This is a genomic window from Kosakonia sp. MUSA4, assembly GCF_013085925.1.
GTDB classification, from domain to species: domain Bacteria; phylum Pseudomonadota; class Gammaproteobacteria; order Enterobacterales; family Enterobacteriaceae; genus Kosakonia; species Kosakonia sacchari_B.
In genome coordinates this window covers 165,478-180,256 of the sequence record NZ_CP025697.1, presented here as the reverse complement: position 1 = coordinate 180,256, position 14,779 = coordinate 165,478, and the positions used below count along the sequence as shown (strand labels likewise).

Sequence of the window (14,779 nt, the reverse complement as noted above, 5' to 3'; positions counted from 1 at the left end):
TTATGCGCAAAAAGCGCGCAAGATAATCAAATGTTACGAGTGATATCAATATGTTATTTCAGCACGCCGCACAAGGCTGGCGCGCCTGTACTTGCGCAATAGCCGTACCGCTGATGCCGCCAGTGACCAACGCCACTGGCGGTGGCTGTATAGAAACCGCCTTAGCGTTCGCGCCAGGCATACGGCACGGCAGGCTGCCACTCATCGCCCAGCAGTTCGGGATCATCGTAATGGATAATGGCCTGATAATGGTGTTCGCGATCCTCATGATAAAGCTGCCCGGCAATATTTTGTGCCAGATTACGCGCACCCTGGCTGATGCCAGGAATAAGGCCGACGACAAAACCATTGCTGAGCAGCGCCGGGTAGCTGAAGCAGTGTAAACGCGCCAACGAAGACGGAGAGCCGCTATGCTTCGGCTGAAACGCGAAATCGGCCCCGAGATAGGGATAACTCGCCAACTGCGCGTTCTGCTTATCAGCCGTGGGTTGCCAGGCATCGCCCCAGGTTTTGACCTCGTCCACCAGTGCATGAAATTCCGGGCGGGCGTGCCAGTCCAGGGCATAACCGGTGGCGAGGATCAGGAAATCCACCGGTACTTCACTCTGTGGGGTATGAATGATAATGCCCTCTCCCCGCGTTTCGACGCGTTCAACCGGGGCGTTAAAATTGAACCAGGCATTGGGATGACGCGACACACGCAGCGTGCTGCCGTGCGGCGGCGGCGTCTGGACAGTGGCGATATGCTGGGCCAGCCGCCATTTCCACTCATCCGGCAGGTTAAAATAGCCCGCTTCAAGACCAGGGCTGCCAGCCCCTTTCGACAGATTCACCCGGGGGAAATCAGGACGGCGTATCAGCAGTTCAACCCCCGCGGCTCCGGCTTCCAGCGCCGTGGCCGAAACGTCCATCGCCGTGGCGCTACCGCCAACGACCGCCACCCGGCGTCCGGCCAGAGAGGCGAAATCAATCGCTTCTTCCGAGTGCGCCCAAAATTGCTTCGGCACATCGGCCACAAAATCCGCAATAGCAGGCCCGCCGAACGCATCCATACCGATGGCGAGAATCACTTTGCGCGCACTCACCCGCGAGGTCTCGCCGTGGTGCGAAAAGGTCAGTTCTACACGCTGCGGGTCCTGCAAATTCAGATCGGTCAGGGTGTGATCGTTACGCACATCCAGCGCCAGCACCTGGCGGTACCAGCGCAGATACTGCGCCCATTGCAGACGGGGGATCTTATCCAGTGCATCCCAGGCCTCAAGGCCAAATTGTGCTTCATACCAGGCGCGAAAGGTCAGTGAGGGAATATCCAGTGCAGGTCCGGTCAGGTGTTTAGGAGAGCGGAGTGTTTCCATACGCGCGGTCGTTGCCCAGGGGCCTTCATAATCTTTGGGCGCTTTGTCATACAGCACAGCGTCAATGCCCTGCAAACGCAGTGCGAATGCCGCCGCCAGGCCTGACATGCCTGCGCCAATGATCGCCACGTCCTGAGCCTGCGCGCCAGGTTGTTTCGGCAACCATCGTTTAGCGGGCAACGCCAGCCATTCCAGATCTTGTTTTACCCGGGCTTCCAGCGCGAAAAGCCCCTGATCTGCGGTAACTGATGATTTTTCGGATGTTATGTGGGATATCGAAGAGTGTGGCATCGTATTTCTCTTTGTGTGTCAATGCATTCAGCCTTTTATTGAGTGGTAACACTTCGATTCCCGGTGGACTACGATTTTATTTTGCTAGCCTATTGCATATTTTTTATATACGGCGCTGTACGCCAACATAATGAATGACGCAAAAACTCTTTTGAATCGATAGTCGCGTCTCTTTTTATGCATATCTTTCATCGAGTGAACGGAATACTGATTGTGGGGAATTTCTTACGGATATGAAAACCGTCGCAATAAATCATTGGTTTTTAGCGTGGAATACGTCCCTCTGATTCCCGCCCTCTGCTCTGCGATATTCTTTTCTTAACGCATGCGCTTCTACTGGCTATTTAGCTATATAAATTAAATTTTTGTTATTTATTGATTATAAAAAGAGTTTGTTAGCCTGTGGTAAATCGCTACAGGAGAATCGATTATGTTCAAAGGCTCCCGCCCTGCTTTACTTGTGCTATTTCTCGGTCTGTCCGCGTCCACTCTGGCAAAAGCGCCGGAAACAGTGAATATCGGTTATCAGAAAGCCAATATCTTCGCCCTGCTGAAATATCGCGGCAGCCTCGACGCATCGTTTAAGAAACAGGGGATCGCCGTGCGCTGGGTGGAGTTTCCCGCCGGGCCGCAAATGCTGGAAGGTTTAAATGTCGGCAGTATCGATCTGGCCGCCACCGGCGATGCGCCGCCCGCGTTCGCCCAGGCCGCGAAAGCCGATCTGGTCTATCTGGCCCATTCTCCGGCTAACCCGAAAACGGAAGCGATTGTCGTGCCGGAGAATTCCGCTATTCGCAGCGTAGCTGACTTAAAAGGTAAGCGCGTAGGGCTCAACAAAGGCTCCGACGTTAACTATTTGCTGGTGGTGGCGCTGGAGAAAGCGGGGCTGAGTTATAAGGACATCACTCCGGTTTATCTTACTCCCGCCGACGCCCGCGCGGCTTTTCAGCAGGGTGCAATTGACGCGTGGGTGATATGGGATCCCTATCTGGCGGAAGTCGAAACCAACGCCAAAGCACGCCAGGTAAGCAATGCCGAAGGGCTGGTTCCGCACTACACCTTCTATCTGGCAAGCCGCAAATTTGCTGAAAATTATCCGGATACGGCAAAACAGGTTGTTGATGAACTGGGTACCTTAAGCGACTGGGCCAATGGCCATCAGGATGACGCGGCGGAGATCCTGTCCACCTCAACCGGCCTGGATAAAGCTATCTGGCAGAAAACCCTCGCCCGTCTGCCCTATGGTGCTGAACGGATGACCCCAACGGTGTATAACGAACAGCAGGCGCTGGCGGATACCTTTACCCGTGTCGGTTTACTGCCAGTGAAAGTGGATGTTCGTAGCGCCACCTGGTCGCTGGATAAACCGTAACCTTCCGGCGACGGGTCTCCCCGTCGCCGTGTTTCTCAGCCCGGCGATTTCTCGCCGTCGCCAATCTGCCAGATAAAAGTTGGCGCTTCGCCATTAACCAACCAGTTACCGATATTTCGCGCCTTATAAATCACCGGATTGTGCGATGCCACGGTGCGCGCGTTGCGCCAGTGGCGATCAAGCGCCTTGCTCACCCGCGTATCCGACGCGCCGAGGGCGTTGAACAGCTCGGTAGCCGCACGCGGGATCCAGTCGCTGGCAATCACCTGCGCCTGCGCCGCTTCGACTTCAGCCAGACGATTGCGCTGTTCAATGAGCGCCTCGTCGCCGCTGGCATGCACAAGGTAGGCCTGATGCAACGATTCCGCCGCCTGCAATACCGCCGCCCGCGTCGCCCAACTCCAGCTACTGATTTGCCCCACGACCTGGAGCACCTGCGCATCATCACGCGGCACGGCGGCATTACCGTGGCTGTACATCCGGGTCCGCTTTTTCACGCCTGCGGCGACATCACGCTCAACCGCCAGGCCAATTCCCGCCAGCGTCGCCAGCAGGATATGCTGATAAAACGCGGTCTGATAACGAAAGCGCTGCGCAAAGTCATAGACGTGCTCCTGCTCCACCTGCGCCTGTTTGAAGCGGGTCGTGCCGCTGCCGGTCAGACGCTGACCGAAGCCGTCCCAGTCATCCTCGCGTTCAACGCCAGGCTGGCTCGTGCTGACCAGCGCAATCACATCGCCCTGGTTATCGCCGCGCCGGGCGAAGACATCGATCCAGTCGGCAAACAGCGTACCGGTGCTATAGAATTTCTCACCGTCCAGCTGCCAGCCGCCTTCAACGGGCGTTACGCGGGTGAAAACCTCCCCCAGCCTGACCGCGCCGATTTCGGTCCAGCCGCTGCCCACCAGCTCGCCGTCGAGGAAGCGACGGAACCAGCGATCGCGTGCTGGCGAGTCGGGTTGATTGAGGCGGTCTTCTACGAAGGCGAAATGCGCCCGCAGCGCCTGTGGCAGGTTGGAGTCGGCCTCAGCCAGCTCAATAAGCAGCGCAATTAATTGCGGCAACGACGCGCCCCAGCCGCCCTTTTCCCGCGGAATGCGCACCGTGCCAAATCCGGCCTCTTTCAGCCAGCGGATCTGCTCATCGGGCAGGATGCGGTTTTGTTCGCGCGCCGCCGCTCCCTGCGCGATACGGGCAAAAATAGGTCGGAAGGTCGCCGCCAGCTGTTCATAGTCGGTGCCGGTAGAGAGTAAAGTCATTATCTGTTCCTCAATGATGGCTGTCGTCAATGTCATGTTGGGTAGGCTCATGGCGTACCGCGAGCAGGAAGAAAATCGGGATAATGGCGGCCAGCGATACGACCCAGAACATTTGCGTACCGAGCGATGCCTGCAGCAACGGCAGGACAAACAGCGCCAGCGCGCTGCCAATCCCGGAAAGCGCGCGGCTGAAGCCGACCCCGGTGGCGCGAATAGCGGTTGGGTATGAAAGCGCCGGATAGATCATCAACTGCGCGCCGGGACCAAAGCCCTCAGCAAACAGCCACAGCCCCAGCATCGCAATCGCCAGCACTACGCCCAGCGCGGCCTGCGGCTGCCCGACCAGTGCGAGAACGATCAGGGCGATAAACTGCAGCGCGAACCCGGCGATCGCGACGTGCCGCGACGGGTATTTCCATGCCAGGTGCATGCCCAGCAACCCACCGGTAAAAGCGAACAGCGCATTGAGCCCCAGCGAGGCGGAGATGGTTTCGAACACGCCAGCGCCAAGGAATTGGGCGAGAATGGACGGCAGGAAAAAGGCGATCGCCGTATATTCAAATGAGATACAAACGTTCATCACCCCGGCGACAATAGTGCGTTCGCGGTACGGTTTTGCAAATAGCACGCGAAAGCTCACTTTGGGCGGCGGAGCAGGACGTTCGACCGGCGCTTCGTGAGCCTTGATGCCGTAAGAATCGCGCAGAATACGCACAGCCGAGGCCAGATCGCCCTGGTTGGCCGCCCACAACGGCGATTCATTCATGAATTTACTGCGCACGGCAATAATCAGCAGCGCCGGAACCGCGCCGAACAGCAGCGATGCGCGCCACAGCCAGTCCAGATGCTCTTTTGGCAACAGGAAATAGAGCCCAAAGATGATTAAAAAACAGACCGTCGAGGCGGCGTACCACATCGGACACCAGGCCGCGAGCCGCGCGGCCTTATTGCCTTTCCCGGTAAAGCGGGAAAACTCGGCCAGATAAGACATGGCGACCGGGAGATCGATCCCGACGCCAATCCCCATCAGGAACCGCGCGCCGATTAATACCCAAACGTTCGGCGCCAGTCCCGCCGCAATTGCCGATACCACAAAAAATAGCATATCGGCCATAAACACCGAATAACGACCATATTTATCCGTCAGCCAGCCGCCGATTAAATTACCGATAATCGTGCCGACCATGATTGACGAGGTGACAATGCCAGTTAAAAGCGGCGAGAGCTGGAATTCCCGCACCACATCATCAATACCGTAAGAGAGCGTGGTTAAATCATAAGCGTCGAGAAATACGCCGCCGAGCGCGAGGAATACAATCATCCGCGCATATTTACTCTGCTCCCTGCCGGAATTAATTAATCGCGCCACATCCCCGACGCTACTCACCGGTGCCGAAACGGCGCCAGCATTATCAACAGACAGCGTGCTCATATTATTTACCTTATATAGTTGTGCAGGTGACTCAGGTTATAAGCCGGGTCTTAGCATATTAAAAACAATAAATACTCATATAATTATCAATATATTCAATAAGTTAATTAAGAAGAACACCAGTAGCCGGGCGAGCGAAGCCCGTCCGGTTATTATCGTTTCATCAATGATGTCTTAGTCTGCTGAGACCGGAACCAGTACGTCTTTAACCAGCGGATCGTCAGTAGTCTTTAACCACGTCTGAATACGCGGATCGGAAAAAGCCTGTTTTAATTTGACAATATTCTCCTGCGATAAATACGGAGTACCAATAACTAATTGCGAGGCAAACGTTTTAGGCGCAGGAGGGAATAATATGCCTTTTTCCCGTGGGACTTTTCCGGCATCAAATTGCGAGACATAACCAATAGCGGCATCCACCGAATTCAGCGCTCGCGGCATGGTTAATAAATCCAGCTCTTTAAAATTGAACTTATGTGGGTTACCGACAATATTTTTCAGTTTCGCCGTGCGCGGCTCAACCGCCGGATCGAGTGAGATTAACCCTATCCTTTGCAGCAACCATAATGCCTGCCCCTGGTTAGCGCCATCATCCGGCACGACGAGGGTCGCCCCGGCAGGCAAATCCTGTACCGATTTATAACGGTCGGAATAGATCCCAAAAGCCCACTGAAAAACCGGCACGGTCGTCGAAAGTGCAAAGCCGTTGGCGTCCACCACCTGCTTAAGCCACCACTGATGTTGATAGATAGTGCCAGCATACTGCCCCTCCGCCACGGCTCTGTCCGCCTGTACCGGATCCTGTACGCCCACTGCCTCCAGCTTCAGGCCATAATCAGGCGCAATATGCTGATTGATGTACTCAATAATTCGCTGCTCGCCCGCCATCGCCGGTTCGTAGTGAATTTTTAACGTCGTACCGAAAACGACCTGCGGTGCCTGCGTGTATCCGCGCCACCACCAGAATGCGACGGCCAGCGCCGCGATGACTGCCAGCACCGCCAGCCATGGCCAGCGGCGGGCCTTACGGAGTTCAAACTGTTCTGTTGTCATGAAGAAATCCCCTGCGTGTGGCGAAGCGTATTGACCAGACGGTCGCCAAAGAATTGAATGATCTGAATTGTGGCGATCAGCACGACAATGGTGGCGATCATGATGTGATTGTCGAAACGCTGATAGCCGTACACGACCGCCAGATAGCCGATCCCACCCGCACCGATAGTGCCGGCAATCGCCGAATATTCGATCATCGACACCAGGTTAAGCGTGACCGCCGCCACCAGCGCAGGCAGCGCCTCGCTGAGCTGCGCGTGGCGGATTATTTGCCAGCGCGAACCGCCGCACACCAGCCCCACCGCGGTAACCTCCGCCGGGAGTTCGCGCAGGGCGTTTTCCACCAGACGGCCAAAAAATGGCACGCCGGCGGCAATCATCGGCACCACGGCGGCAGGAATGCCGATAGTGGTGCCCGTCAGCCAGAACGTGAACGGGATAATCGCCGCCATTAACACCAGAAAGGGCAGAGAGCGCCCCATGTTGACGCCCCAGTTAAGCACCTGGTAAAGCGCGGAATGCGGAAATAATCCCCGCGGCGAGGCGTTGAATAACACCACGCCCACCACGCCGCCGAGGGTCACCACAAACAGCATCACAATGGCAACCATCAGCCAGGTTTCCCCATAAGCAGGCAGCAGCAAGGTATGGATTTCATGCCACGGCGTATCCTGGCTTATCACTGTCGGTTTCATACCGCCTCCTGTAGCTCGGGGGCATGTGCAAGGATTTCCGCCGCAATACCCAGTTGCGCTAAAAGGGCGGTCATTCGATCCACCGACAATCGTTCTCCCTGAAATCGGACGCCGACCTGTAAACGCCCCGCCAGTTGACCGTTGATCACCTCCACATGGCCGCCGAGCAAATCTATCTGTAGCGCATACTGTTGACTCAGGCGGCTGATCCAGTCAGTCGCCACCGGAACATCCCAGCGATAGCTCAGGCGCAGCAGCAGATCGCTGTGAACGGCGACGGGTGACAGTGGCAAGAGCTGCTGACCAAGCAGGGAATCCGGACGGGCCAACAGCTCTTTCACCTGCCCGTACTGGACTATCGCGCCATCGCGGATTTCCGCCACCGCATCCGCCGCAGCGCGTACCGCATCCATTTCATGCGTAATCAGGACTATCGCCAGCCGGTACTCATCACGTAGCTGTCGGAGCAAACCCAGCACCGTGGCGGTCGCCTGGGGATCCAGTCCAGACGTGGCCTCGTCCGCCAGCAGTACCGACGGACGTAATGCCAGTGCGCGAGCAATCCCAATGCGCTGACGCTGTCCGCCGGAAAGCTGGGACGGATACGCCTCCGCTTTGTGACTCAGCCCTACGCTCTCCAGTAATTCACCGACCCGCGCCTTAATGTCGCGTTCCACCACGCCCAGATACTCCAGCGGCAACGAGATGTTTTGCCACGCCGTTTTGCGATTCAGCAGCGCCGAGGATTGAAAAACGGTGCCGATCGCGCGCCGTTCACGCCGCAGCGCCTCCCCTGACAGTAAGGACAAGTCTTTGCCGTTAACTTTGATACTGCCGCTATCGGGGCGTTCCAGCAGGCTGATGCAGCGCGCCAGGGTCGATTTCCCCGCACCGCTCGGCCCTACCACCGCGGTGATGGAGCTGGTGGGCACCCTGAGCGATAATCCCTTCAGCACCTCGCTGACGCGGCCATCCGCCGTGCGGTAGCGTTTATGCAGATTATCGATATCAATCATGCCGCCGTCTCCTTCGCCCCGGCATCGTTTCGCACGCCGCGACGGTAGTCTGCCCCCGGATGCGGCGCAGTCAGGCGCGGCCCGGCGCCAAACAGTTTTTCGCGCAGCGTGCCTTCCCGGTAATCCTGCTTAAAGACGCCGCGTTTTTGCAGCTCTGGTATTAATAGCTCCACCACTTCGCGGAAGGTTTCATGTGTAACGGCATAGGCCAGATTGAAGCCATCGACATCGGTCTCCTCGACCCAGGATTGCAGTTCATCGGCCACCGTTTCCGCGCTGCCGACGAGCAGCGGGCCAAAGCCGCCGATGCCCACCCAGTCCGCCAGCGCTTCTACCGTCCATTGACGATTCGGGTCGGCGGTGGAAAACGCCTCAACCGCCGACTGGATGGCGTTGGTATGCAGGTATTTCAGCACCTGGTCCGGCCGATACTGACCAAAGTCAATGCCGGTCCAGCCGGAGATCAGCGCCAGCGCGCCCTCATAGCTAACGTATGATTTGTATTCCTGCCATTTGGCCTGCGCCTCGCGATCGGTTTCGCCCACGATCACCGTTTGCAGATTGAAAATCAGAATGCTGCGCGGATCGCGCCCGGCTTCCGCGGCGCGACGACGAATATCCGCGACCGTCTTCTTCAACAGGACTTTCGACGGCGCAGCGACAAAAACGCACTCGGCATGCGTGGCGGCAAACTGTTTTCCACGGCTGGAGGCTCCCGCCTGATAGAGCACCGGTGTGCGCTGCGGCGACGGCTCGCACAGATGGATGCCCGGAACGGAGAAAAAGTTGCCCTGATGGTTAATCGGATGGATTTTCTGCGGATCGCTAAAAATTCCCCGTTCGCGATCGCGCAAAACCGCGCCGTCTTCCCAGCTGCCTTCCAGCAGCTTATACACGACGTCGAGGTATTCATCGGCGTAGTCGTAGCGCGCATCATGGTCGGTCTGCGCCTGATGCCCAATATTGCGCGCGCCGCTTTCCAGATACGAGGTAACAATATTCCAGCCCACCCGGCCTTTAGTCAGATGATCGAGCGTCGACAGCCGACGGGCAAATGGATAGGGATGCTCAAATGACAGCGATGCGGTCAGACCAAAGCCAAGGTGTTCCGTCACCAGCGCCATCGGGGTTATCAGCGCCAGCGGATCGTTTACCGGCACCTGCGTCGCCTGACGGATCGCCGCATCGCCGTTCCCGTTTAATACATCGTAAACGCCAAGCACATCGGCAATAAACAAGCCGTCAAATTTGCCGCGCTCCAGAAGGCGCGCCAGATCGACCCAATATTCCAGATCTTTATACTGCCAGGAACGGTCGCGCGGATGGGCCCACAGGCCCGGCGACTGGTGACCGACACAGTTCATATCAAACGCGTTAAGGCGAATCTCTCGTTGCGATGGCATAGCGCTCTCCACGGTGCGTCCAGATACTGGCGCACGCTTATTAATTAAAAGGATAAAAAGGGAATAAAATCAGGACACGGGACATCGGGCGGGCAGGCTGAAACCCAGCGTCGCCAGCGTTTCTCCGGCAATGGCGGCAGCATGATCGGCCACCTGCGGTAGCCCCATCAGTTCACCGAAGCGCCCCCTCGCCGCCGGACCGCAAACGAGGATTTTCGGCGTCGACTGCCCTTCGCGTCCTATCGCGTGGGAACGGGCATCGACATCCAGCCCTAACCCCAGCGCATCCGCGCGAATCAGCCCGCGCCGCGTCAGTTCCTGCAACAACGGTTGGCTTTCGGTTAAGGCATTGTGCGCGGGTCCGGTGGTCAGGATCAGATGATCGACGGTCAGCGTATAAGGCTGCCCGCGCCGCGGATTCAGGGTCAGCGTGAGCGTTCGCGTATCGCTATCCAGCGCCGTCAATCTTGCGGCCAGCACCTTCAGGCTCCCGTCATTGCTACGCTGTGAAAGAACATCCGCCACCTGCGGCGCGATCCGATAACGATGCACATCCCAGTAGCTACGCAGATGACGCAGGAAGCGCTGGCGATCGGCGAAGGTTAAACCTTGCCAGAGGGTCTGCCCCTGATTGCGTACCGCATCCAGCACGACCTGCCAGGGCAACCCCTGTTCAGCCGCCCGGGAGATATCTTCCCGGATGCGCCGTAAACGCTGGCGCAGCGTTCCCTGCCGATAGTCGCCCGGCCACGCCTCGCTTTCTCCGCTAAGGTTGCTCCGCGAGAGCAACCCACGGCGGGAGAACGCCGTTACCGGTCCCCGATGTCCGAGCCGGGTTATTGCGGCGAGGGTATCCGCCATTGTCAGCCCGGTTCCCATCACGGCCACCCGCGCATCCGACGCAATAGCCGTCAGCGCCTCAGACCGCCAGGGATTGGCAATCAGCGCGGGATGATCGCGAAAAGGCGCGGCCAGCCGCGGCAGCGACGGCGGCGGATGGCTTATCGCCAGCACCAGCAGATCGGCCTCCAGAAGGCGGCCGCTATCGGTTGTCACGCCCCGTTCGTCAAAGGTCAGCGCCTGCTCGCGTAAATGCGTCAGCCGTCCGCCGCTGTTTCGCGCCGCGTTGGCGAAACGCTGTGCGACATAGAGCCCAAACTGCGCACGCTGCGGGTAAACCGTCCCCTCCTCGCGCAATGCCTGCGGATCGTCGGCGAAGGCGGGCTGTCTGCGGTACCAGCGATCAAACGCGCCCTCTTCCTCATCAGCCAGTTGCATCCGCGCGGCGGGCACGTTTATGCGGTGAGAAGGTTCCGTTGTGGAATAGGCCACCCCGGCGCCGGGGACAGCGCGGGGCTCCAGCAAAATGACCCGCACGCCTTCAGGCGCCAGGCGCAGCAATTCGATGGCCACGGCTGCGCCGCTAAAACCGCCGCCGACAATGACCACCTGCGGCTCAGCGTTCATCGCCTGATGCCTTAACGAAGAGATAAAGCATAAATCCCCCTTCAGCTGGCGCTGACCTGTTTAACCGGACGTTTATCGCCACCGATCGTTTCGCCAAACGGGCCGGTGTTGACGCCGCGCACCTTAGACTGGGCAGCGTTACCCAGCGGCAGTAGCGGCATGACCAAATCGGCGAAGCGGTGCGCCTCTTCCAGATGCGGATAGCCGGAAAAAATAAAATTCGTAATGCCCAGCGCCTGATATTCACGGATGCGCTCCACAACCTGTTGCGGGTTACCCACCAGGGCGGTTCCCGCACCACCGCGGACCAGGCCAACGCCCGCCCACAGGTTCGGCGCAATGCGCAGGTTATCGCGGGAGCCTTTGTGCAGAGCGCTCATTCGCGCCTGGCCTGCGGAATCCATCCGGGCGAAAATCTTTTGCGCCTCGGCGATGACATCATCATCAAGATGAGAGATCAGGCGGTCAGCGGCAGCCCAGGCCTCCTCTTCCGTTTCGCGAACGATGACATGTAAACGAATACCGTATTGCAGGGTACGACCGCGAGCCGCAGCGCGTTCGCGGACGATAGCCAGCTTCTCGGCCACCAGCTCCGGCGGCTCGCCCCAGGTCAGATAGGTGTCGATTTGCCCGGCGGCAACGTCGATCGCTTCCGGGGAGGATCCGCCAAAATAGAGCGGCGGGCCGTCCTCCTGCACCGGGGGGAACAGCACTTCCGCCCCTTCTACGTGAATATGCTCTCCCTGGTAATCCACTTTTTCGCCCCGCAGCAGCTGCGTATAGACGTCGAGAAACTCTCTGGTTACCTGATAACGTTCGCTATGGTTCAGAAAGATGCCGTCACCTTTGTTTTCCACCGGATCGCCGCCAGTCACTACGTTAATTAGCAGTCTCCCTTCCGACAGGCGATCCAGCGTTGCCGCCATACGCGCTGCCAGCGTCGGCGGCTGCAAACCGGGACGAACCGCGACCAGATAGCGCAAACGGCGGGTCAATGGAACCAACGCCGAAGCCACCAGCCAGGAATCTTCACAGCTTTTTCCGGTTGGGATCAGCACGCCGTAATAGCCGAGGCTGTCCGCCGCCAGCGCGACCTGCTGCAGGTAGGGGAGATCAACAGGACGTCCGCCCTCGGTGGTGCCCAGATAACGCCCGTCGCCATGGGTCGGTAAGAACCAGAACACGTTGATATTGTCGTCAGCTTTCTGCGTCATTATCCATTTCCTATATAACCATATTCGGTATTTATCGAAGAGTTGTTTTAATTTTGTTATATGGGTGTTAGCGATAATCATGCCAAAAGCTACGCATTATTTAATTCATAGTAATCAACGAATTAAATAAATAATCTTCCGCAAGGGCTGTTGCGAATGCGCCAGCTGATGCGCACAGCCTGTTGCATTGGCAACAGCGGGGCGAGGCGCCCCTCTGGTTTCTGCCGCCAGCTAACGATAAGTTCAACGTGTCATTTACCGGAGGTCCATCATGCTGAATCCTGAATCCCCATCCGCCACGCCCGTACTGGTCGACCCGGCGTCAAAAGCGTTTCAGAGCCTGCTGGATAAACTGGCCCCTACCGAAGCCACTGTGTTAATTGTCGGCGAAACCGGTACGGGTAAAGAGGTGGTCGCCCGTTATCTGCATCACCATAGCGCGCGTCGTCATCAACCTTTTCTCGCCGTTAACTGCGGCGCACTGAGCGAAAGCCTGGCGGAAGCAGAGTTGTTCGGACATGAAAAAGGTGCCTTTACCGGAGCGCTGCAAGGTCATCCCGGCTGGTTTGAAGCGGCAGAAGGCGGCACCCTGCTACTCGATGAGATCGGTGAACTTAGTCTGCCTTTACAGGTTAAGCTGTTGCGCGTGTTACAGGAGCGTGAAATCACCCGCGTCGGCTCGCGAAAAGCGACCAAAGTCAACGTGCGCGTGCTCGCGGCGACGCATGTCGATTTAGCGCAGGCTATTCGCGAGCGCCGCTTTCGTGAAGATCTCTACTACCGGCTAAATATCGCTATCGTGCCGCTTCCGCCCTTGCGCCAGCGACGGCAAGATATTCCGCTGCTGGCAAATCATTTCTTAACACTTTACGCACGCAGGTTAGGGCGTCCGACCCGCCGTCTGGCGCCGGAAACGCTGGCGAAGCTGATGGATTATTCCTGGCCCGGCAACATCCGCGAACTGGAAAATACGCTGCACAATGCAGTTCTGCTGAGTAAAGAGGAGGAAATTACTCCCGCGCAGCTCCGCCTGACCACGCTGAACGATGCCCCACCGCCCGCGACGGACAATGCTCTGGATGAGTTAATCCGCCAACAGTTCGATCAGCCCGGCGAACCGCTATGGGAACGTTTCACCGGAGCGCTGATTCGCGGCGCGATGGCGCGCTGCGACGATAATCAAAGCCAGGCGGCGGCGTTGCTGGGGATTAGCCGCCATACATTACGCACCCAGTTGGCGAATCTCGGGGTGATTAAAAGCCGTCGTCGGGGAACGACCTCAATCCGACCATCCTCCGGAATTGTCTCTGCGGATCGTGAGTTACGGATTGGCTATCAGCGTTTCGGTAATCTGGGGATCTTAAAGGCGCGTCAGTGCCTGGAAAGCGCCTTTGCCAGCCTCGGTGTGAGTGTGCTGTGGAGCGAATTCCCGGCCGGGCCGCAATTGCTGCACGCCCTCGCCTGCAATGAAATCGATTTCGGCACCACCGGCGAAGCGCCACCGGTCTTCGCGCAGGCCAGTAATAATGAACTGGTGTATGTAGCCTGGGAGCCGCCTGCGCCGCAAAGCGTCGCAATGGTAGTGCCGCAGCAAAGCGAGATCGCCTCCATTAGTGATTTACGCGGTAAGCGTATTGCGCTCAATAAGGGATCAAACGTCCACTGGTTATTATTGCAAATACTGGAAGAAGCCGGACTGGGGCTGCAAGATGTCAAAGTGGTTTACACACCGCCAAAATACCCGCTCACCGCCAGCGATTATCTGGCAGTAGATGCCTGGATGATGTGGGACCCGCTATTGAGCGAGGCCGAAGGCGCTGCAGAATTGCGGGTCGTCGCCAGCGGTGAAGGCCGGGTGCACAACCACCAGTTTTATCTGTCACGTCGCGACTATGCCACGCGCAACGGCGACATCATGCACCGGTTGATGGAAGAGCTGGCGCAAACCGGACAGTTTATCGATCGCCACCGTGACGATGCCGCCAGCATGCTCTCTGCGGAACTGGGAATTAACGTAGCGTCGCTCAAACGGGCGCTGGCTCGCCGCAGCCATCGCCCGCGGCCAATGGATCTTAAGGTGATACGCGCCCAGCAGGCGATAGCCGACCGTTTTTACGCCCTCGGACTCATCAGTAAAGCCATTTTGGTACGGGAAGCCGTCTGGTACGCACAGCCGATAAATGGCGGAACCAGCATACTGCTGGGAGTGGATTAACCCCTGT

General features: G+C 57.8%; 11 protein-coding genes. 2 read left to right on the top strand and 9 right to left on the bottom strand.

Features of this window, described 5'->3' with window-relative positions:
* Positions 1-161 precede the first annotated feature (161 nt).
* Positions 162-1,646 (bottom strand): FAD-dependent oxidoreductase, encoded by a 1,485-nt coding sequence (locus C0557_RS00790; RefSeq protein WP_208657170.1) that lies wholly within the window; start codon positions 1,644-1,646, stop codon positions 162-164.
* A 430-nt stretch (positions 1,647-2,076) separates the two neighbouring features.
* On the opposite strand from C0557_RS00790, the gene C0557_RS00785 reads away from it, so the two are divergent.
* Positions 2,077-3,018: a sulfonate ABC transporter substrate-binding protein gene (locus tag C0557_RS00785; protein ID WP_208657169.1), complete on the top strand. Its 942-nt coding sequence runs from the start codon at positions 2,077-2,079 to the stop codon at positions 3,016-3,018.
* A 35-nt stretch (positions 3,019-3,053) separates the two neighbouring features.
* Here C0557_RS00785 and C0557_RS00780 read toward each other — a convergent pair whose 3' ends face one another.
* From C0557_RS00780 to ssuD, 8 genes are all read right to left on the bottom strand, one after another.
* A complete protein-coding gene (locus tag C0557_RS00780) occupies positions 3,054-4,277 on the bottom strand; it encodes an acyl-CoA dehydrogenase family protein (protein ID WP_208657168.1) in 1,224 nt (407 codons plus the stop codon).
* 10 nt (positions 4,278-4,287) lie between these two features.
* Positions 4,288-5,709: an MFS transporter gene (locus C0557_RS00775; protein ID WP_208657167.1), complete on the bottom strand. Its 1,422-nt coding sequence runs from the start codon at positions 5,707-5,709 to the stop codon at positions 4,288-4,290.
* 174 nt (positions 5,710-5,883) lie between these two features.
* Complete coding sequence (locus C0557_RS00770) at positions 5,884-6,762, bottom strand: MetQ/NlpA family ABC transporter substrate-binding protein (RefSeq protein WP_208657166.1); 879 nt, start codon at positions 6,760-6,762, stop codon at positions 5,884-5,886.
* Positions 6,759-7,457, bottom strand: a complete 699-nt coding sequence (locus tag C0557_RS00765) for a methionine ABC transporter permease (protein WP_208657165.1) — start codon at positions 7,455-7,457, stop codon at positions 6,759-6,761. The genes C0557_RS00770 and C0557_RS00765 overlap by 4 nt, the downstream gene beginning before the upstream one ends.
* Positions 7,454-8,473 carry a methionine ABC transporter ATP-binding protein gene (locus C0557_RS00760; protein ID WP_208657164.1) on the bottom strand — a complete coding sequence of 340 codons (1,020 nt, stop codon included), beginning with the start codon at positions 8,471-8,473 and terminating at the stop codon, positions 7,454-7,456. Before C0557_RS00760 ends, C0557_RS00765 begins: the two co-directional genes overlap by 4 nt.
* Complete coding sequence (locus C0557_RS00755; protein ID WP_208657163.1) at positions 8,470-9,876, bottom strand: LLM class flavin-dependent oxidoreductase; 1,407 nt, start codon at positions 9,874-9,876, stop codon at positions 8,470-8,472. Before C0557_RS00755 ends, C0557_RS00760 begins: the two co-directional genes overlap by 4 nt.
* Positions 9,877-9,945: 69 nt before the next feature.
* Positions 9,946-11,343, bottom strand: coding sequence for an FAD/NAD(P)-binding protein (locus C0557_RS00750; RefSeq protein WP_208657162.1), 1,398 nt, complete (start codon positions 11,341-11,343; stop codon positions 9,946-9,948).
* 41 nt (positions 11,344-11,384) lie between these two features.
* Complete coding sequence (gene ssuD / locus C0557_RS00745; RefSeq protein ID WP_208657161.1) at positions 11,385-12,557, bottom strand: FMNH2-dependent alkanesulfonate monooxygenase; 1,173 nt, start codon at positions 12,555-12,557, stop codon at positions 11,385-11,387.
* 271 nt (positions 12,558-12,828) lie between these two features.
* Here ssuD and C0557_RS00740 point away from each other — a divergent pair, with 271 nt between their 5' ends.
* Positions 12,829-14,772, top strand: a complete 1,944-nt coding sequence (locus C0557_RS00740; protein WP_208657160.1) for a sigma-54-dependent Fis family transcriptional regulator — start codon at positions 12,829-12,831, stop codon at positions 14,770-14,772.
* Positions 14,773-14,779 lie beyond the last annotated feature (7 nt).